Below are 18383 nucleotides of genomic sequence, written 5' to 3'. Positions count from 1 at the left end.
TTACTCCAGGAACGCGGACGGCGGGGGGCGGCGGGCCGCCGCCCCCGCCCCCGCCCCCGTTCCCGCGTCCGTGCCGGCGTTGGTGCCCTGTGTGGCGCCGCCCTGGGTGCCCGTGCTGGTGCCGCCGTTGTTCTGGCCGCCTTGCGTCTGGCCGCCCTGGGTCTGGCCCCCGTTGTCCTGCCCGCCGTTGTTCTGACCGCCGTTGTTCTGGCCTCCCTGGTTCTGGCCGCCGTTGTTCTGCCCGCCCTGGTTCTGGCCGTTCGTGCCGTTCGGGGGCGTGGGGCGGTTCGGGCGGCCGGGGCGGCTCGGGAAGGGCTCCTCGGGGGTTTCCTCCGGGGTGGTCGGCTCGAAGCTGGGCGAGGGCGGGGGCGGGACCGCGCCCGGCTGGAGTTCGAGGTCGAAGTCCTCGGGCTCGGTGCCCTCCAGGGCCGTCTTCGTGTAGGCGGCCCAGATGCGGGCCGGGTAGCCGCCTCCGCCGATACGGGGTTCTCCGAGGGCGCCGTACAGGGATTCGAGGGTTCCGGTGTCGGGGTCCTGGCCCATCATCGCGACCACCGTGACCAGGTTCGGGGTGTAGGCGGCGAACCAGGCCGAGCGGTCCAGTTCGGCGGTGCCGGTCTTGCCGGCGGCCGGGTGGCCGGCGGCGAGGGCCGCGGTGCCGGTGCCGTTGTCGACGACGCTGACCAGCATGGACGTGGTGGTGTCGGCGGACTCGCGGCTGACGGCCTGGGTGCGGGGGCGCTCGGGGAGGCCGATGGTGTCGTCCTCCTTGGTGATCTTCTCCAGGAAGGTGTACGGGGTGCGCCGGCCGTGGTCCGCGAGGGTCGCGTACGCCTGGGTCATGTCGAGGACGCTGGCCTGGAGGGTGCCGAGAGCCATGGCCGGGCCCAGGACGAAGTTCGGGGTGTCCTCGGGGATGCCCAGGTCGACGGTGGTCTTCTTGACCTTCACGGTGCCGACGTCGACGACCATCTGGGCGAAGACGGTGTTGACGGAGAGGTCGGTGGCGGTGTTGACGGTGATGTTCCCGTAGGAGATCTGGCCCTCGTTCTCGGGGGCGTAGGGGACGCGGCTGCCGACGACGCGGCGCTTGTTGTCGCCGTTGTAGATCGTGTACGGGGTGATGCGGCGGCCGTCCTGGGTGCGGGAGTCGTTCTCGACGGCGGCCGCGAAGACGAACGGCTTGAAGGTGGAGGCGACCTGGTAGTCGTGGCGGGTCGCGTTGTTCACGAACTGCTTGGTGTAGTCGATGCCCCCGTACATCGCGACGACCTTGCCGTTGGCGGGGTCGATGGAGACGCCTCCGGCGCGCACGTAGCGGTCGGCCTTGCGGGTTTCCGGTTCGAGCTTGCTGATGACCTGGGTGTCGACGGCGTCCACGAAGGCGTTCTGGCGGCGCTTGTCGATGGTGGTGGTGATGCGGTAGCCGCCCTCGGCGAGGGTCTTCTCGTCGAGGATCTTGTTGTCGGTGATGTAGTCCTTGATGGCTTCGACGAGGTAGCCGCGCTGCCCGGAGAGTCCGGCGGCGGGGCGGACCTTGCCCGGTTCGGGGAAGCGGGTGGCGGCGCGTTCGGCGGCCGGCATCCAGTCCTTCTTGACCATGCCGTCGAGTACGTAGTTCCAGCGGGCGAGGGCGCGGTCGCGGCTCTGGGGGTGGGAGACGACGTCGAAGGCGCTGGGGGAGTTGAGGAGGGTGGCGAGGTACGCGCCCTCGGCGGTGCTGAGTTTGCCGACGTCCTTGCCGTAGTAGGCCTGGGCGGCGGCCTGGATGCCGTAGGCGTTGCGGCCGAAGTAGCTGGTGTTGAGGTAGCCCTCCAGGATGTAGTCCTTCGACTTCTCGCGACCGAGTTTGATCGCGATGAAGAACTCCTTGACCTTGCGTTTGATGGTCTGTTCCTGGCCCAGGTAGTAGTTCTTGACGTACTGCTGGGTGATGGTGGAGCCGGATTGGGTGCCCTTGCCGGTGGCCGTGTTCCAGGCGGCGCGGAGCATCGCCTTGGGGTCCACCGCCCGCTCGGAGTAGAAGTCCCGGTCCTCGGCGGCGAGTACGGCTTCCTGGACGGTGCGGGGGATCTGGGAGAGCGGGACGTTGACGCGGTTGACCTCGCCGTCCCGGGCGAGCTGGGAGCCGTCGGAGTAGAGGTACACGTTGGACTGGGCGGTGGCGGCGGAGTTGGCCGGCGGGATGTGGACCAGCAGGTAGCCGGCGACGAGGGCGCCGCCGAGCAGCAGGGCGAGGACGAGCACGCCGCCCAGGACCATGCGCCAGGTGGGGACGAGGCGTCGCCAACCGGTGCGTCGGCGGCGGGGCTTCCTTCCGGGCTCGGGCGGCTTGCCGCTGCGCCGGGCCCGTGGCTGCTGCCGCTGTTCGTCGGGGGAGTCCGGGTCGCGAGGGGTCCAGCCCGGGGGTGGTGACTGGTCGCTCATCTCCAGGGACTCCTCGAAGCCGTTCGAAATATCCACTTCTGTACCTCATTGTGTCTACCCGATGGCCGGTGATTCCGCTCCGGACGGGCGTAAATCGGTCGCGTGGATCGCCCCTCCGCACTAAGCTCGCGCGCTTTGGCCGACGTAGGAACGACGTGGAAATGGGAGGGATACGGTGCGTCAGCGAGTGGGCCTCTACCTGGCGGTGGCCGCGGGCGGGTTCCGGCGCTACGCCACGTACGGGACGGCGACGGCGGCCGGTGTGTTCACCAACACCGTGTTCGGTTTCATCGTCGCGTACACGTACATCGCGCTGTGGGACGAGCGCCCCGGGCTCGGGGGGTACGACCAGGCGCAGGCCCTGACCTTCGTGTGGTTGAGCCAGTCGCTGCTCGCCGCCGCGGCGATGTTGGGCGGCGGCTTCCAGGAGGAGATCCAGGAGCGTGTCCGTACGGGCGACATCGCGGTCGACCTGTACCGGCCGGCGGACCTCCAGATGTGGTGGCTGGCCTCGGACATGGGCCGGGCGGGGTTCCAGCTGGTGGGGCGCGGGCTGCTGCCGCTGCTGGCGGGTTCGCTGGTCTTCACGCTGGCGCTGCCGGCCGATCCGGTGCGCTGGGTGCTGTTCCTGGTGTCGGTCGGGCTCGGGCTGGTGGTGAGTTTCGCGGTGCGCTACCTGCTGGGGCTGATGGCGTTCTGGCTGATGGACGGGTCGGGGATCAACCTGGTGGCCACGGTGGTCTCGATCTTCTTCTCGGGGATGCTGCTGCCGCTGACCGTTTTCCCGGGTGGTTTCGGCGAGTTCGTACGGGCGCTGCCGTGGTCGGCGATCCTGCAGGTGCCGATCGACGTGCTGATGGGTACGCACGCCGGGGCCGGGGCCGGGGGTGTGGCGCGGGAGCTCGGGTTCCAGGCCGGGTGGGCGCTCGTACTGCTGAGCGTGGGCCGGGTGTTGCAGTCGGCGGCGACGCGCAAGGTGGTGGTGCAGGGTGGCTGAGACGGCGCTGGTGGAGCGGGGTCCGGAGCGTGATCCGGAGCCGGGCTCGGGGCGGGCTTCGACGGTGTCGCCGCGTGAGGAGCCGCGGCGGCGCAGTCGGGCGGTGGAGGGGGTGCGGGGCTACGGGTTGATCGTGCGGATGTGGATCCGGTCGACGATGACGTACCGGACGTCGTTCCTCCTGTCGGTCTTCGGGAACGGGGCGATCACCCTCCTCGACTTCGTCGCGATCTACATCATGTTCTCCCACGTGGACGTGCTGGGCGGCTTCACGTTGCCCGAGATCGCGCTGCTGTACGGGACGGCCTCGGCCTCCCTGGGCCTGGCGGACCTGTTGATCGGCAATACGGACCGGATCGGGGTCCGGATCCGGGACGGTTCGCTGGACACGATGCTGGTGCGTCCGGTTCCGGTGCTCGCGCAGGTGGCGGCGGACCGGTTCGCGCTGCGCAGGTTGGGGCGGGTGGCGCAGGGGCTGGGGGTGCTGGGCTGGGCGCTCTGGGAGCTGTCCGCGGGGCTGGAGTGGACCGTGGGCAAGGTGCTGCTGGTGCCGGTGATGATCGTGTCGGGGGCGGGGATCTTCGGTGCGGTGATGGTGGCGGGGGCGGCGTTCCAGTTCCTGGCGGGGGACGCGGCGGAGGTGCAGAACTCCTTCACGTACGGCGGGAACACGATGTTGCAGTACCCGCCGACGGTGTTCGCGAAGGACCTGCTGCGCGCGGTGACCTTCATCGTGCCGTTGGCCTTCGTCAACTGGCTGCCGGCGCTGTACGTGCTGGGGCGGCCCGATCCGTTGGGGCTGCCGGGGTGGGTCGCGTACCTGAGCCCGCTGGTGGCCTTCGTGGTGTTTCTGCCCGCGTCGCTGGCGTGGCGTGCGGGTGTCCGTTCGTACCGGAGTACGGGGAGCTAGCTGTGCGGGATGCGGAAGACGCGCTGATCTCACTGGACGGCGTGGAGAAGGTCTTTGACGTACGGCGTCGGGTGGGCCCGCTGCGCCGGGAGAAACGCCAGGTCAGGGCGGTGGACGGGATCAGCTTCGAGGTGGCCCGCGGTGAGGTGGTCGGCTACATCGGGCCGAACGGCGCCGGGAAGTCGACGACGATCAAGATGCTGACGGGGATCCTGACGCCGAGCGGTGGCCGGCTGCGCGTCGCGGGCATCGATCCGGCGCGGGAGCGGATGCGGCTGGCGCACCGGATCGGGGTGGTGTTCGGGCAGCGGACCACGCTGTGGTGGGACCTGCCGCTGAGGGACTCGTACGGGCTGATGCGGCGGATGTACCGGATCCCGGAGGCGCGGTTCCGGTCGAACCTGGAGCGCTGCGTGGAGCGGCTGGACCTGGCGGAGCTGCTGGACGTGCCGGTGCGGCAGCTGTCGTTGGGGCAGCGGATGCGGGGGGACATCGCGGCGGCGCTGCTGCACGATCCGGACGTGTTGTACCTGGACGAGCCGACGATCGGCCTGGACGTGGTGAGCAAGGCGAAGGTGCGGGGCTTCCTGCGGCAGTTGAACGAGGAGCAGGGGACGACGGTGCTGCTCACCACGCACGACCTCCAGGACATCGAGCAGTTGTGCGAGCGGGTGATGGTGATCGACCACGGGCGCCTGATGTACGACGGCCCGCTGGGCGGGCTGCACGCGGCGGGCTCGGTGGCCGAGGCCGAGCGGACCCTGGTGGTCGACCTGGAGCGGGAGTTCGCGCCGATCGAGGTGGCGGGAGCGCGGGTGGTGAAGGTGGAGGGTCCGCGCCAGTGGCTGGCGTTCCCGGCGGGGGCCTCGGCGGCGCCGCTGGTGGCGGCGGTGGCGGCTCAGTACCCGCTGGTGGACCTGTCGGTGCGGGAGCCGGACATCGAGGACGTGATCGCGCGGATGTACGCGGGGCGGGGATGAGGTCCCCCCGGGGCGCGCATAGGGGGAATCCCGGGGTCGGCCTCCGGGTACAACTCCGGGTCCACCCCGTACAACTGGCGTCGATCCCTGCATAGTCTGGTGCGCATGAGTGACGACGAGCGGGCGCAGGTGCCGTTGCCGGAGCTGAGGGCGTCCGATGCGGACCGCGAACGGGTGGTGGAGCGCCTGAGGGACGGCCTTGCCGAGGGCCGGCTCGACATGGAGGAGTTCGAGGAGCGGCTGGAGGCGGCGTACAAGTCGCGTACGTACGCGGAACTGGAGCCGCTGACGCGCGACTTGCCGGCGGTGGGCGCGACGGCCCCGCAGCCGCCGGTCCCGGCCGCGGGCTCCGGTACGGCGTGGCCGGCCCGCATCGGGGGTGGCGGCACCTCCTCGACGGCCGTGGCGATCATGTCGGGCTTCCAGCGCAAGGGCCGGTGGACGGTGCCGGCCCGCTTCGACGCGGTGGCGTTCTGGGGTGGCGGGGAGCTGGACCTGCGCGAGGCGGACTTCGCGCAGCGGGAGGTCGTGATCAACTGCGTCGCGATCATGGGCGGCATCCAGGTGATCGTGCCGCCGGGCGTGGCCGTGGACGTACGGGGCATCGGCATCATGGGCGGCTTCGACCAGCGCCTCAGCGGCGAGCGGGCGGACCCGGACGCGCCGCGGGTGATAGTGACGGGCTTCGCGTTCTGGGGCGGGGTGGACGTCAGGGTCAAGCAGCCGAAGGCGCCGAAGGCGCCGAAGCGGCTGAAGGGCGAGGGCCCGTCGCTCCGCAAGGAGCTGTAACCGGGCCCTATCGGGTGCGGCGCCGCTCCGGGGGCTCCGCGCCCGCGCCCCCGCGCCCCCGCGCCTCAAACGCCGGGCGGGGCTGGGTGGTGCCCTCCCGGGGAGAATCCAGCCTCCCCGGCGTTTGAGGCGCGGGGTCCGGGGCGGAGCCCCGAGTCTTTGAGCGAACCCGGCCCCCCTGCGGGAGCGAAAGGGCGTGGCGGGAACTCCCCGGGCCTCCCGGGAGTCGGATGCTATGCAGACAAAACCGGCGCCCCCGGGGGAAGGCAGGAGCACGTGACGAACCGCACCACCGCCGGAGGCGACGGCACCGGCCCGGGAGACAAGGCCGGCGCCGCCGGTTTCGTCTTCAGCGCCGCCGACGAGGAGCGCCGCCGCGGTGTCCGCCGGATGAAGGCCACCGCGACCGGCCTGCTGATGCTGGTCGCGTTGGTCTACGTACTGGCCAAGGTCGCCACGCACGCCTGGGGCGCGGGCGCCTGGGCCGGCTACGTGGCCGCCGCCGCCGAGGCCGGCATGGTCGGCGCGCTCGCGGACTGGTTCGCCGTCACGGCCCTCTTCCGGCACCCGCTCGGCCTGCCCATCCCGCACACCGCGATCATCCCGACCAAGAAGGACCAGCTCGGGGTCTCCCTCGGGGAGTTCGTCGGCGAGAACTTCCTCTCCTCCGACGTGGTCCGGGCCCGCCTCCGTGCCCTCGGCATCGGCGGCCGCCTCGGTGCCTGGCTGGCCGAGCCCGCGCACGCGGACCGCGTCACCGCGGAGCTCGCCACGGCCCTGCGCGGAGCGCTGACCGTACTGCGGGACTCCGACGTCCAGGCCATCGTCGGCGAGGCCGTCACCCGCCGGGCGGAGACCGCCGAGATCGCCCCGGGCATCGGCAAGACCCTGGAGAAGGTCGTCGCTCAGGGCGGCCACCGCCGCGCCGTCGACCTGATCTGCGCCAAGGCCCACGACTGGCTCGTCACGCACGAGGGTTCGATCACGGACGCCGTCCAGGGCGGTGCCCCCGGCTGGACCCCGCGGTTCGTGGACCGCAAGGTGGGCGATCGGGTGTACAAGGAGCTGCTCCGCTTCGTCACCGAGATGCGGGACATGCCGCAGCACCCGGCGCGCGGGGCGGTGGACCGCTTCCTGACGGACTTCGCGGCCGACCTCCAGTCGGACACGGAGACCCGCGTGCGCGTGGAGCGCCTGAAGTCCGAGCTGCTCGCCCGCGACGAGGTCCAGGACGTCATCACCTCCGCCTGGACCGCCATCCGTACGATGATCATCTCGGCGGCGGAGGACGAGCGCAGCGAACTGCGCCTGCGCGTCCGCTCGTCCCTGATCTCCCTCGGCGCCCGCCTGGCGACCGACGGCCGCCTCCAGTCGAAGGTGGAGGGCTGGATCGAGGGGGCGGTCGTCTACGTGGTCACCACGTACCGGACCGAGATCACCTCGCTGATCACGGACACGGTCGCGGCCTGGGACGCCGAGCACACCTCCCGCAAGATCGAGGCCCACATCGGTCGCGACCTGCAGTTCATCCGCATCAACGGCACGGTGGTCGGCGCCCTGGCGGGCCTCCTGATCTACACGGCGTCCCGCGCCCTGGGGGCCTAGGGCCTGTCGTCGAACTCCCGTCCGCCCTCCGGGCGACGCAGGAGTTTGACGACAGGCCCCAGGACGGGGCTCAGCCGCGGTCGGCGACGGCCCAGGAGGCGGCGGCGACGACCCCCGCGACCCCGAAGACGGCCGGCCAGGCGCCGACCTTCTTGGCGAGCGGGTGCGAGCCCGCGAAGCCCGCCACGTAGAGCGCTCCGAGTCCCGCCGCCGCGGGGACGCCGCCCCTGCGGTGCCATTCCCTGCCGGCCATGACCCCGGCGGCGCCGAGCACGACGCCGCCCAGGGGCCGCTTCTTGGTCCACCGGGCGACGGCGTATCCGCCGACCAGCCCTGCCGCCGCCACCGCGGAACTCGGTACCCGTGCCATGTCGAACTCCTCTGGTCTTCTTGTCGTACGGGCTTTCCTGTGAGGCTAACGCGACCGCCGGGCCAGTCGGCGTCCGCCCGACACTCCGGCGAGCAGCAGCACGGTCCCTCCGATCACGGCGTTCGGCAGCGAGTCCCGTAGCGAGCGCGGCAGCAGCGCCACGATGCCGAGGACGAGGAGGAAGGCGAGCGCGCACCGTCCGGCGGCCCGAATCAGTCTGTCCATGGCCTCTCAACTCCGGCGCGGGGTTCCCCGACACGGAGGGCGGGGAGGGGATTTGTCGCACACTCGCCGGATCCGTGCGGTGTGTGTCTTCGGAACCCGGACGGCATAAATTCGCTCTCCCACCCAAACGGGAGAAACCCGCCATCCGTGCTCGCCCCGACCGCTCGACATCAGGAGCCAGGACATCGTGATCTGCTACGGACCTGCCGTCCTCGACCTCGTGGACGAACTGGTCGACACCTACGCCGACGTCTTCTCGGCCCCGCCGTGGAACGAGGATGAAGAAACCATTCGCCAGTTCGCCGGCCGTCTCCAGACCGACACCCGGCGCCCTGGGTTCCGCGCCGCCCTCGCCCAGTCGGAGGCCGGCATCGACGGCTTCGCCACGGCCTGGGTCACGCCTGCCGTCTTCCCCCGGGGCCGTGCCTACCCGCAGGTCGCGGCCCAACTCGGCGCGGACCGGGTGCGCGGGCTCCTGACCGGCGCGCTGGAGATCGACGAGCTGGCGGTCCGCCCCCACGCGCGCGGCCGGGGCACCGGACGGGCCCTGCTCACCGAGATGACGGCCGACGCCCCGGACGGGAAGGCCTGGCTGCTGACCTCCCGCCTCGCCACCGACACCGTGGCGACGTACCGCCGCCTGGGCTGGCACGAGGTCGCGGCCCTCCCCGGCACGGAGACCGGGGTGATCGTCTTCCTGTCGCCGGACCACCCGGACCGATAGGCCGGTGGCCTGGGGTCGGTGGCCTGGGGTCGGGGGTCGGGGGTCGGGGGTCGGGTACACCGTCTCGCGCACAGGGCATACCGGCGGCATGATCACCTCACAACACCCCAAGGTGGCCCGCAGGCAGCTCGGCATGGCCACCCGGCAGCAACTGGTCGAGGCCGGTGTCCCGGACGGCACGATCACCTCCCGCACCCGCCCGGGAGGTCCCTGGCAGCGGTTGCTGCCCCGGGTCTACCTCCTCCAGACCGGCCCCCCGGACCCGCGCCAAAGGGCCCTGTCCGCCATCCTGTACGCCGCCGAGCCGGCCTCGGACCCGCTGACCGGTGACACGGCCGCCCTCACCGGGGGCGCCGCCCTCGCCCTGCTCGGCATCCGCGAGGCCCCGTACGATCCGGCGGACGTACTGATCCGCGCCCCGCGCAGGCTCACCGCCACCGCCGGGGTCCGCCCGCTCGCCACCACCCGCTGGCCCGGCACCATCACGGTCTCGGGCGTCCCCAGCACCCGCCCCGTCCGCGCGGCGAGCGACTTCGCCTCCCGCGCCGACCATCCCGACCGCATCCGCTCGGTCCTCGCCCACGTGGTCCAGGCCGGCTGGTGCCACCCCCGTGACCTGCACGCCGAACTCCGGGCCGCCCGCCTGCTCACCCGCCCCGCGGTCCGCGCCGCCGCGGCGGAACTCCTCGCCGGAGTCCGCTCGTTCGCCGAGGCCCAGGCGCGCGACGTCCTGACGGGGACGGACCTCCCGACCCCCCTGTGGAACGCCCGCCTCCACACCCCGGACGGCACCTTCCTGGCCACTCCGGACGCCTACTGGCCCGACGAGGGCGTCGCCCTGGAGGTCGACTCGGCCGAGTACCACTACACCCGCGACTCCTGGCACGCCACCCTTCGCCGGCGCCTCCGCCTGGAGGCGCACGGCATCCTGGTGGTCAGCGCCACCCCGTCGATGATCCGCGACACCCCGACCGAGGTCCTCGCGGCCCTCCGCGCCTTCCTGGCCCTGGCTGCCGCCCGCCCCACCCCGCCCACGGCCGTGGCCCGCGGCCACCACCAGCTCCCGCTGCCCTACTGAAGGGTGCGGTGGACCGACGGTCCACAATGGTGGGGTGGAGAAACTGGCAACGACGGCCACCGTGCGCACTCGAATGAGTCGCCAGAAGAGCCGCGACACCGGCGTCGAAGTGGCCTTGCGCAAGGCACTGCACGCCAAGGGGGCCCGCTACCGGATCCACCGCAAGCCGGTGAAGGGCGTGCGGCGCGAGGCCGACATCGTGTTCGGGCCCGCCCGCGTGGCCGTCTTCGTGGACGGCTGCTTCTGGCACGGCTGCCCGGTGCACGCCACGTGGCCGAAGAACAACGCCGAGTTCTGGCGCGCCAAGATCGAGGGCAATCGGCGTCGGGACCTGGACACGGACGCCCGGCTGGCCGAGGCGGGTTGGCTGGCCGTGCGGGTCTGGGAGCACGAGCGGGCGGACGAGGCGGCGGTCCGCGTGCTGGCCGTTGTCGAGGGGCGTCGGCCCGGCGCACGGCCCGAGGTCCACGAGGCCGGACCCGTCACGGACGTGTGAGAGCGCACTCGGCGCCGCACGCTTCCGGAGCGTCGGCCGTGCCGCGTCGTGCCGCGTGGTGCCGGCCGGGTCGTGCCGGCCGGGTCGGGTCAGCCGTGTCGGGTCAGGAAGGTGTGGATGGACTGCGCCAGCGTCCTGCCGAGACCGACGGGCACGGCGTTCCCGATCTGACGGGCGATTTCGATCTTGGTCCCGTACCACTTGAACGTCTCGGGGAACCCCTGGATGAGCGCGGCCTCGTAGTGGGTGATCGGGCGGTGCTCCGTCGGGTGCAGGTAGCGACCCTTTTCGGGCTTGTAGAACTCCGTACGGATCGTCACCGAGGGCGTGTTCTTCCGCATGCGGCCCATGACGTCGCCGGAGCCGGAATTGTGCCTGTCCCAGCTCGCGGTGGAGAGGTAGAACTCCTGCCCCTTCAGCCGGCCGTAGTCCTTTTCCGTGGAAAGGCGAATGCGGCCCGTCCGGTCGAGGCGGTAGCTGACCCCGCGGAGGTTGTTCCGGTTTCCGTTCTCGGGAATCGCCATGTACCGGGCGCGGGAAAGATCCTCCGGGTTCCGGCCGAAATGGAGATCCGTCGTGAGGTAGTGCCCGGGGACGGCGCCGGCGGAATCCGCCGCGTCGCGCGGATCGGGCATGCGCTCCAGGATCGGGCGCTTGGCGGAGACGTCGAAGACCGTCGAAACCGGAACCCAGCGGGGCTTGGGCCGACGGCCGGGCACGGAGCCGAAGAGGGCGTCCTGCTCCTGCGCCTCGTCGGACTCGTGGCCGTTCTTGTCGTGCGTCGGCTCGGGGTGCCGCAACGGTTCGGCGAAGTCCTTGTGGGTGCAGATGACGATGACGCGCCGCCGGGCCTGCGGGACCCCGTAGTCGGCCGCGTTCATCACCGCGGGCACGACCGTGTAGTCGTGGAGCGGATGCCCCGGGGTCGCGGAAGCGGAGAGCAGCTCCGCGTACTGGGGGGACTTCAGGAAGCGGTCGACGTTCTCGATGACGAAGACCTTGGGGTGGACCTTGGCCACCACCCGCACGTACTCCTGCCAGAGCTCGTTGCGGGGGTCCGTCGGATCCTCCCTGCCGAGCCCGGAGAAGCCCTGGCAGGGCGGGCCGCCCATGATCACGTCGACCTGGCCCTTGAAGGGCGTGGGGTCGAACCGCGCGATGTCACCGGCGAAGACGTGGGCACCGCCGAAATTGGCGGCGTAGGTGGCCGCCGCGGCCCGGTCGAACTCGACGGCGGCGACCGAGGTGAACGGGCTCGTCGTCCCCGTCGGGGTGTAACGGCCGAATCCCGAGGAAAAGCCCCCAGCCCCCGCGAACAGGTCCATGACGCGGATCTGCCCGGGTTGAGACGGCTGGGACTGCTTTCTGGTCATGGGGGTCAAGTGTAGTCACCGAGCCACAGGCCCAGCGCGTCTCCGTCCCCGTTCGTCAGGCCCGCAGCGCGGCCGCGACGGCGGCGCCCAACACCCGCCCGACCGGAGGCGGCGAGGCATGGCCCACCTGCCGGTACATCGCGGTCTTGCGGCCCTCGATCCGCCACGAGGGAGGGAACCCCTGGAGGATCGCGGCCTGGGCCACGGTCAGCGGCATCATGCCCGTCCGACCGGACTCCGGAGCCCAGCGGAAGTCGGGCCCCGGCACGGAGTCGGCCACCGTCGCCCCGTCGATGCCCATGCGCGCCCAAGCCCGCTTGGAACCCGTGGGCCCCAGGTCCGCGCCGCCGCGCTCCCAGGAGCCGCCGACGAGGGTGGGGGCCGGCTGGTCGGCCTGCGCGGCCCACCGGGGCGCCTCGGCCCAGCCGCCGGCGGACATCGATTCCAGCAGGGCCTCGCCCACCGTCCTGTGCGGACGGGTCGTCGGAGTGGGTACGACGAAGGAATCGAGTGCGTCGCCCTTGAAGGCCACCAGGATTCCCTGACGCCGAATTTGCGGGACACCGAAATCCGCCGCGTTCACGACGAACCACGCATGGCGATAGCCGAGGTGCGCGAGTTCCTCCGCGACGAAGGACCGGAGGGGCGCGTAGGCCGGCTTCGTCACCAGGTCCGGCACGTTCTCGACGAGCAGCGCCCTGGGCTGTACGCCGTAGAGCAACAGCATCGTGGCACGGAGCAGTTCGAGTTCGGCCTCGCTGTCGCGGCGGGCCACGGCGGCGCTCGCCTTGACCCGGGGCAGGCCCGCCGACAGGAGGTCCACGTCGTAGGTCTCGGTGTGCTCGCACGGATCGAAGTCGAGGAGGTTCGTTTCGAGGACCTTCCACGAGGGACGGTTGGCGCGCAGGGTTCGGCAGGCGACGTCGCGGTTGTCGAGCAGGAGGACGGGATCGAAGCCGGCCTGTTCGAGGCCCAGGGCCAGTCCGCCGGCGCCCGAGCAGACGTCCAGGGAACGCAGCCGCCGTGTCGTTCCCGTGTTCATGGCGCCCTCGCGTTCCCCGTGAGGTGGCGGGGCGGGTCGACCGCCCCGCCGCCGCTCACCGGGAGACCGACCGGTGTCGATCCCCGAGACGTCGATGATCGCACCGGCCTCGGCTCAGGGGCGGGTGGCCGCGTGGCACTCGTTGTACGGCTTGCCCGAGGTGCACCAGCAGGGGGCGTTCGGCGCCGGGGGCCAGGGGGTGGCCTTGCCGCGGGCCGCCAGGGTGGTGGCGTACTCGGCCAGGAGGGACGGGGAGGCCGGCGAGGTCTTCTCCGAGGCCGCGAAGGCTTCGTACGAGGGGACGCTGGCCGTCACGATGCCGAGGTTCGTGGTGCCCGAGGCGGCCAGGGCGCGGAGAGAGGTTTCGATCTCCCGCAGGTGGGCCTCGTGGGAGGCGTACTCCGTGGCCAGGGTGGGGTACGAGGTGAGGAGCTCCGCGAGTTCGCGGGCCGGCCAGTGCAGGATCGCCACCGGGAAGGGGCGGGAGAGGGCGGCGCGGCGGTCGCCCAGCTCGGCGCGGAGGCGGGCGATTTCGGCGCGGAGCTCGGCCGGGTCGTCGGATCCCAGGGCCCAGATGCGCTTCGGGTCGTGGAGTTCGTCGAGGGGGATCGGACCGACGTGGCGGGTGTCGGCGACCATGTCCCAGTCGTCGTGCTGGAGTCCGAGGAGGCGGCGGACCCGGTGGCGGCCCGTCAGGAGGGCCGTGGTGGCGGGGGTGAGGGGTTCGTCCTCGGTGATGAGGAGGGTCGCCGCCTCGGTGAAGCAGTCGAGCGAGGCCTGCAACTCGTCGTGGGTTTCCAGGGATTCGGCGATGACCTCCCAGGGCGCCGGGTCCTTGGGGGCGGCCGAGCGGATGCCCGAGATGAGGGCGCGGGCCTCCGGCTCGTGGCCGTACTCCCAGAGGTTCGCGGCCTGGAGGGCCTTGATCAGGTGGGGGTTGGAGGGCGAGCCGGCGAGGAGTTGGTCGTACAGCGCGCTGGCGCGGTCCCGGGCGTCGCCCAGTTCCAGGTGGGCCGCGGCCTGGAGGAGCAGGGGCTCCTGGTCCTCGGGGTAGCGGGTCGCCGTGCGGATGAGGCGCTCGGCTTCGGCGATGTGCTCGGCAGGCGTGTCAGGGCGCATGGTTGACACCGTACTGCCGCTGGTCAGTTGGCGGGGGAAGACTTAAGGTGCCGCCCGTGCGAGATCGTGTGGATCGTGTGCCCGTGGTGGTGCAGGGGGGCGGCCGGCGTAGGGGCCGGGCCGGGCTCGCGCGGTTGTTGTGGGTGGGGGCCGAGGCGATCACCACGCTGGGCGTGTTGGTGGCGTTGCTGGTGGTGCACCAGGTGTGGTGGACCAATCGGCAGGCCGTGGCCGCCGCGCGGGAGCAGGTCCGGGCGTTGGAGGGGGAGTGGGGGGATTCCCCGCCCGTGCCCTTCGTCCCGGGTGACGACGCCGCTGCTCTTGCCGGTTCGCCCGCTCCTTCTCCTTCTCCTGCTCCTTCTCCTGCCGGTTCCGGTGGGGGGACGGCGGCCGGTGGGTCGTCCTCGTCCGGACCGGCCCCTGCCCGGGACCGGGCGTACGCCGTGCTGCGGATCCCGCGGCTCGGGCTCTCGGTGCCCGTCGCGCAGGGGGTCGACAAGCGGGCCGTGCTCGACAAGGGGTACGTCGGGCAGTATCCCGGGACCGCGCAGCCCGGGGCGCAGGGGAACTTCGCGCTGGCCGGGCACCGCAATACGCACGGGGAGCCCTTCCGGTACATCAACCGGCTCAGGGCGGGGGACGAGCTGATCGTCGATGTGCGGGGGCGGAGGTACACGTACGTGGTGGGCCAGGTGCTGGGGGAGACGAGCGAGCGGGACACCGGGGTGATCGCGCCGGTCCCGCGGAGCATCGTGAAGCCGGGGTACGGGTACGGCGAGCCCGGTGCCTACATCACCCTCACCACGTGCACGCCCGAGTACACCTCCACGTACCGGCTGGTGGTGTGGGGGACGTTGAAGGGTTAGCCGGGTCGGTTGTCGGTGGGGGCCGTTAGTATCGATCAACAGTGCTCGGGTGTTCGGGTGTTCGGGTGTTCGAGTGGGGGAGGGGGCGGTGCGGATGATCGGGCGACGACGCGAGGGTGCGCGCTCGCTGTCCTTCCTCCTGTTCTCCCGGACCTCGCGGGCGCTGGCCCTGCTGCTTCCGCTGGTGCTGCTCGGGGGAGTGCTCGGACTCTTCGTCGGGGAGAGCGGGCTGGCGGGTGTGGTGGTCGCCCTCGCCGTCACCGTGGCGGTGGGTGCCCGGGCGTTGGCCGCCGTCGCACGGCTGGTGCGGCCCGTGGCGCCGCATCGAATACGGACGAAGATCCGGGATCGTGAGCAGCGCACGGCGTTCCTGCCGCAGCGCGACCCGGACGCGTCGGGCCGGTCGCGGCCCAGGGCGCCGGGCCGTCTCGTCCTGACGGCCGCGTAGGGGCGCACGGTACGGCGCAGTTCGCCTTCCTGTCGGATCCCCGGGTTTCCCTGCCCATCACTGTTGTCGCCCCTCGTGGGTCGTCACGCCGGAATGCATCGCTTTCGACGTTCGACGAGACCCTTCGGAGGGCCCGCGTGTCCGTTTTCGTTCATGTTGTTGTCGAGCTGGGCCGGCTTCTCGAGCCGGTGCTGGCCGAGTCCGCGACCGCTGCCGCGATCGTGCTGTTCACCGTGCTCGTGCGGCTCGCCCTGCACCCGCTGAGCCGGGCCGCCTTCCGGGGCGCGACCCCGGTGGCGGGATGCCTGCCGGTGCTTCTGCAGCTGCCGGTGTTCTTCCTGATGTACCAGGCGTTCTCGTCGGGTGAGGAGCTGCTGGGGGAGCGGTTGATCGGGGTGCCGCTCGGCGCCCGGTGGGGGGACGCGCTGGGGGACGGCGGGCTGCTGGGGGCACAGGGGCTGGTGTTCCTCGGGCTGTTCGCCGCCATCGCCGTGGTCGCCGCCTGGAGCGCGGTGCGGGGGAGGCGGGCCGCTGCCGCCGCGCCGGTGCCGGTCCTGCCCGCGTCCGGGAAGGGTGCCGGGGCGGGGCCCGCGCTCACCGCCGAGCAGCAGGCGGCGATGCGGAAGCTGGGCGGCGTACTGCCCCTGCTGTCCTTCGGGACGCTGATCACGGCTGCGGTGGTGCCGCTGGCCGCCGGGCTGTACCTGCTGACCACGACGGCCTGGTCGGTGGCGGAGCGGGCCTGGCTGCAGTCCCGCGGAGCGGTGCGTTCCAGTCTGTGAACAGGGTCTTGCGGATTGGGTGGGTTTCTTGGAGGATCGACCAATCCTCCGATGGCCGCAACCCATCGGCCGGCCCGTGGCATGCCCATGGGCCGACCACCCACGACCACGGGAGAATGCCCATGAAGCTGCTGCGTGTCGGACCCGTCGGGTCGGAGCGCCCTGCGCTGCTCGACCAGGACGGGACCCTGCGTGACCTGTCCGGCCTGATCACGGATGTGGACGGCGCCGTGCTCGCCGACGACGCCGTGCTGTCCCGCGTGCGGGAAGCGGCGGCATCCGGGGAGCTTCCGGTGCTGGACGCCGAGGGCCTGCGGATCGGTGCCGCCGTCGGGCGCATCGGCAAGGTCGTGGGCATCGGGCTGAACTACTTCGGGCACGCGGCGGAGATCGGCGCGGAGCCGCCGGCCGAGCCGATCCTGTTCCTGAAGGCCGCGGACACCGTCGTCGGCCCCGACGACACCGTGCTCATCCCGCGCGGCAGCGTGAAGACCGACTGGGAAGTCGAGCTGGGCGTCGTCATCGGCAGCACCGCCCGGTACCTGTCCTCCGCGGAGGAGGGCCTCGCGCACGTCGGCGGCTACGTGCTGGTCAACGACGTCTCGGAGCGCGAGTTCCAGATCGAGCGCGGCGGCACCTGGGACAAGGGCAAGAACTGCGAGACCTTCACCCCGCTCGGCCCGTGGCTGGTCACGGCCGACGAGGTCCCGGACCCGCAGGTGCTCGGCGTCAAGCTGTGGGTCAACGGAGAGCTCAAGCAGGACGGCAACACCTCGGACCAGATCTTCCCGGTCGGCGAGGTCGTCCGGTACCTGAGCCAGTTCATGACCCTGTACCCGGGCGACGTCATCGTCACCGGTACGCCGGGTGGCGTGGCCATGGGTCAGCCCGAGCCGAAGCCGTACCTGCGGGCCGGTGACGTCGTGGAGCTGGAGATCGAGGGCCTCGGCCGTCAGCGCCAGGAGTTCAAGGGCGCGTAACGCGTAGCGCGTGGCGCGCGGTGCAGTGAGGGGCGGTCCGCCGGTGGCGGTCCGCCCCTTCGCGTACCCGGGGGCTACAGATCGACGGTCACGCCGTCGCGGGAGGACCTGCGGGCCGCCTCCAGGACGTCCAGGCAGTGCGCCGCCTCGTACGCCGTGACCGGTGCGGGGCCGCCCTCGCGCAGGGCGGCGGCCACGGCCGCGTAGTACGCCGGGTAGTCGCCGGCCGCCGTGCGGACCGGGATGCCGCCGCCGGTGAGGGGGGATTCGCCGGAGCCGATGAGCCCCCAGAGGTGCTCGGGCTCCTCGCCCCACGGGGCGCCGGGCGTCGGGCGCAGGCCCTCGCGCAGGGCGCCTTCCTGGGGGTCGAGGCCGTACTTGACGTACCCGGCCCGCGAGCCGAGGACGCGGAAGCGCGGTCCCAGCTGGGCGGTGGTCGCGCTGACGTAGAGGTGGGAGCGGATGCCGTTCGCGTGGGTGAGGGCGATGAAGGTGTCGTCGTCGGCCTCGGCGCCCGGGCGGCGCACGTCGGTCTCCGCGTAGACCCGTACGGCCGGCCCGAAGAGGACCAGGGCCTGGTCGACGACATGGCTGCCGAGGTCGTAGAGCAGGCCGCCGATCTCCTCGGGCGCGCCGGACTCCCGCCAGCCGCCCTTGAGCTGCGGGCGCCAGCGCTCGAAACGGGACTCGAACCGCTGGATCTCGCCGAGCTCGCCGCCGGCCAGGAGGCGGCGCAGCGTGAGGAAGTCGTTGTCCCAGCGGCGGTTCTGGAAGACGGAGAGGAACGTTCCGCTGCTGTCCGCGAGGGCGGCGAGTTCGCGCGCCTCCGAGGCGGTGGCGGCGAGCGGCTTGTCCACGACGACGGGAACGCCGGCGGTGAGGGCGGCGGTGGCCAGCGGGACGTGGGTCTTGTTGGGGGAGGCGATCACGATGAGATCGAGGTCCGGTCCCGCGTCGAACAGGTCCTCGGCCGAGGCGGCGATGCGGACGTCGGGGAACTCGGCGCGGGCCTGGGCCTGCCGGGCCGGGTCGGAGGTGACGACCGTGTCGAGGACGAGCCCGTCGGTGGCGGCCACGAGGGGGGCGTGGAAGACGGAACCGGCGAGTCCGTAGCCGATGACGCCGACGCGGAGGGGTGCGGTACTCATGGCATTACTTTGGCAACAGTGTTG

Annotated in this window: 19 protein-coding genes; 12 read left to right on the top strand and 7 right to left on the bottom strand. The window is 72.0% G+C overall.

Annotated features, from left to right (window positions below):
• Positions 1-2427, bottom strand: coding sequence for a transglycosylase domain-containing protein (locus ACFYZL_RS14020; RefSeq protein ID WP_388679070.1), 2427 nt, complete (start codon positions 2425-2427; stop codon positions 1-3).
• Between the two features lie 187 nt (positions 2428-2614).
• Here ACFYZL_RS14020 and ACFYZL_RS14015 point away from each other — a divergent pair, with 187 nt between their 5' ends.
• The 5 genes from ACFYZL_RS14015 (at position 2615) to ACFYZL_RS13995 (ending at position 7708) form a co-directional block, all read left to right on the top strand.
• Positions 2615-3424: an ABC transporter permease gene (locus tag ACFYZL_RS14015; RefSeq protein WP_388679067.1), complete on the top strand. Its 810-nt coding sequence runs from the start codon at positions 2615-2617 to the stop codon at positions 3422-3424.
• Positions 3417-4334 (top strand): ABC transporter permease, encoded by a 918-nt coding sequence (locus ACFYZL_RS14010; protein WP_384754575.1) that lies wholly within the window; start codon positions 3417-3419, stop codon positions 4332-4334. Before ACFYZL_RS14015 ends, ACFYZL_RS14010 begins: the two co-directional genes overlap by 8 nt.
• A gap of 2 nt (positions 4335-4336) precedes the next feature.
• Positions 4337-5314: an ATP-binding cassette domain-containing protein gene (locus ACFYZL_RS14005; protein ID WP_384754577.1), complete on the top strand. Its 978-nt coding sequence runs from the start codon at positions 4337-4339 to the stop codon at positions 5312-5314.
• Between the two features lie 105 nt (positions 5315-5419).
• On the top strand, positions 5420-6103 hold the full coding sequence (locus ACFYZL_RS14000) for a DUF1707 domain-containing protein (RefSeq protein ID WP_388678912.1): 684 nt from the start codon (positions 5420-5422) through the stop codon (positions 6101-6103).
• A gap of 276 nt (positions 6104-6379) precedes the next feature.
• Positions 6380-7708: a DUF445 domain-containing protein gene (locus tag ACFYZL_RS13995; RefSeq protein WP_384749644.1), complete on the top strand. Its 1329-nt coding sequence runs from the start codon at positions 6380-6382 to the stop codon at positions 7706-7708.
• Positions 7709-7778: 70 nt separating this feature from the next.
• On the opposite strand, the gene ACFYZL_RS13990 is transcribed toward ACFYZL_RS13995, so the two are convergent.
• Positions 7779-8078 (bottom strand): hypothetical protein, encoded by a 300-nt coding sequence (locus ACFYZL_RS13990; RefSeq protein ID WP_384749646.1) that lies wholly within the window; start codon positions 8076-8078, stop codon positions 7779-7781.
• Positions 8079-8123: 45 nt separating this feature from the next.
• Positions 8124-8303: a hypothetical protein gene (locus tag ACFYZL_RS13985; RefSeq protein WP_384594734.1), complete on the bottom strand. Its 180-nt coding sequence runs from the start codon at positions 8301-8303 to the stop codon at positions 8124-8126.
• A gap of 187 nt (positions 8304-8490) precedes the next feature.
• On the opposite strand from ACFYZL_RS13985, the gene ACFYZL_RS13980 reads away from it, so the two are divergent.
• The 3 genes from ACFYZL_RS13980 (at position 8491) to ACFYZL_RS13970 (ending at position 10601) form a co-directional block, all read left to right on the top strand.
• Entirely contained in the window at positions 8491-9027 is a 537-nt protein-coding gene (locus ACFYZL_RS13980) for a GNAT family N-acetyltransferase (protein ID WP_384749649.1), read from the top strand.
• A gap of 88 nt (positions 9028-9115) precedes the next feature.
• Positions 9116-10105 carry a hypothetical protein gene (locus ACFYZL_RS13975; protein ID WP_384749652.1) on the top strand — a complete coding sequence of 330 codons (990 nt, stop codon included), beginning with the start codon at positions 9116-9118 and terminating at the stop codon, positions 10103-10105.
• Between the two features lie 34 nt (positions 10106-10139).
• Positions 10140-10601, top strand: coding sequence for a very short patch repair endonuclease (locus ACFYZL_RS13970; RefSeq protein WP_384749654.1), 462 nt, complete (start codon positions 10140-10142; stop codon positions 10599-10601).
• An 89-nt stretch (positions 10602-10690) separates the two neighbouring features.
• On the opposite strand, the gene ACFYZL_RS13965 is transcribed toward ACFYZL_RS13970, so the two are convergent.
• The 3 genes from ACFYZL_RS13965 to ACFYZL_RS13955 form a co-directional block, all read right to left on the bottom strand.
• Positions 10691-11974, bottom strand: coding sequence for a DNA cytosine methyltransferase (locus ACFYZL_RS13965; RefSeq protein WP_384749656.1), 1284 nt, complete (start codon positions 11972-11974; stop codon positions 10691-10693).
• A gap of 55 nt (positions 11975-12029) precedes the next feature.
• Positions 12030-13016: a DNA cytosine methyltransferase gene (locus tag ACFYZL_RS13960; RefSeq protein WP_384749659.1), complete on the bottom strand. Its 987-nt coding sequence runs from the start codon at positions 13014-13016 to the stop codon at positions 12030-12032.
• A gap of 114 nt (positions 13017-13130) precedes the next feature.
• On the bottom strand, positions 13131-14135 hold the full coding sequence (locus tag ACFYZL_RS13955; RefSeq protein ID WP_384749662.1) for a tetratricopeptide repeat protein: 1005 nt from the start codon (positions 14133-14135) through the stop codon (positions 13131-13133).
• A gap of 83 nt (positions 14136-14218) precedes the next feature.
• Here ACFYZL_RS13955 and ACFYZL_RS13950 point away from each other — a divergent pair, with 83 nt between their 5' ends.
• The 4 genes from ACFYZL_RS13950 to ACFYZL_RS13935 all read left to right on the top strand — a co-directional run bounded on the left by ACFYZL_RS13950 (position 14219) and on the right by ACFYZL_RS13935 (position 17211).
• A complete protein-coding gene (locus ACFYZL_RS13950) occupies positions 14219-15001 on the top strand; it encodes a class E sortase (RefSeq protein WP_388678905.1) in 783 nt (260 codons plus the stop codon).
• 94 nt (positions 15002-15095) lie between these two features.
• Positions 15096-15449 (top strand): DUF6412 domain-containing protein, encoded by a 354-nt coding sequence (locus tag ACFYZL_RS13945; RefSeq protein ID WP_388678902.1) that lies wholly within the window; start codon positions 15096-15098, stop codon positions 15447-15449.
• Between the two features lie 137 nt (positions 15450-15586).
• Positions 15587-16231 carry a YidC/Oxa1 family membrane protein insertase gene (locus tag ACFYZL_RS13940; protein WP_388678899.1) on the top strand — a complete coding sequence of 215 codons (645 nt, stop codon included), beginning with the start codon at positions 15587-15589 and terminating at the stop codon, positions 16229-16231.
• A gap of 122 nt (positions 16232-16353) precedes the next feature.
• Positions 16354-17211, top strand: a complete 858-nt coding sequence (locus ACFYZL_RS13935; RefSeq protein WP_388678896.1) for a fumarylacetoacetate hydrolase family protein — start codon at positions 16354-16356, stop codon at positions 17209-17211.
• Positions 17212-17285: 74 nt separating this feature from the next.
• Here the strand turns inward: ACFYZL_RS13935 and ACFYZL_RS13930 are convergent, their stop codons facing one another.
• Positions 17286-18359, bottom strand: coding sequence for a Gfo/Idh/MocA family oxidoreductase (locus tag ACFYZL_RS13930; RefSeq protein WP_384749674.1), 1074 nt, complete (start codon positions 18357-18359; stop codon positions 17286-17288).
• Positions 18360-18383 lie beyond the last annotated feature (24 nt).

This window comes from Streptomyces sp. NPDC001717 (assembly GCF_042892775.1).
Classification (GTDB): Bacteria; Actinomycetota; Actinomycetes; order Streptomycetales; family Streptomycetaceae; genus Streptomyces.
The sequence above is the reverse complement of the archived record's forward strand: the minus strand, read 5'-3'. Positions and strand labels throughout refer to the sequence as shown.

Bases quoted from the DNA above. Each gene is read 5' to 3' on its own strand.
- ACFYZL_RS14020 (WP_388679070.1), bottom strand. From the start codon at position 2,427: ATGAGCGACCAGTCACCACCCCCGGGCTGGACCCCTCGCGACCCGGAC.
- ACFYZL_RS14000 (WP_388678912.1), top strand. From the start codon at position 5,420: ATGAGTGACGACGAGCGGGCGCAGGTGCCGTTGCCGGAGCTGAGGGCG.
- ACFYZL_RS13990 (WP_384749646.1), bottom strand. From the start codon at position 8,078: ATGGCACGGGTACCGAGTTCCGCGGTGGCGGCGGCAGGGCTGGTCGGC.
- ACFYZL_RS13985 (WP_384594734.1), bottom strand. From the start codon at position 8,303: ATGGACAGACTGATTCGGGCCGCCGGACGGTGCGCGCTCGCCTTCCTC.
- ACFYZL_RS13975 (WP_384749652.1), top strand. From the start codon at position 9,116: ATGATCACCTCACAACACCCCAAGGTGGCCCGCAGGCAGCTCGGCATG.
- ACFYZL_RS13965 (WP_384749656.1), bottom strand. From the start codon at position 11,974: ATGACCAGAAAGCAGTCCCAGCCGTCTCAACCCGGGCAGATCCGCGTC.
- ACFYZL_RS13960 (WP_384749659.1), bottom strand. From the start codon at position 13,016: ATGAACACGGGAACGACACGGCGGCTGCGTTCCCTGGACGTCTGCTCG.
- ACFYZL_RS13955 (WP_384749662.1), bottom strand. From the start codon at position 14,135: ATGCGCCCTGACACGCCTGCCGAGCACATCGCCGAAGCCGAGCGCCTC.
- ACFYZL_RS13945 (WP_388678902.1), top strand. From the start codon at position 15,096: ATGATCGGGCGACGACGCGAGGGTGCGCGCTCGCTGTCCTTCCTCCTG.
- ACFYZL_RS13935 (WP_388678896.1), top strand. From the start codon at position 16,354: ATGAAGCTGCTGCGTGTCGGACCCGTCGGGTCGGAGCGCCCTGCGCTG.
- ACFYZL_RS13930 (WP_384749674.1), bottom strand. From the start codon at position 18,359: ATGAGTACCGCACCCCTCCGCGTCGGCGTCATCGGCTACGGACTCGCC.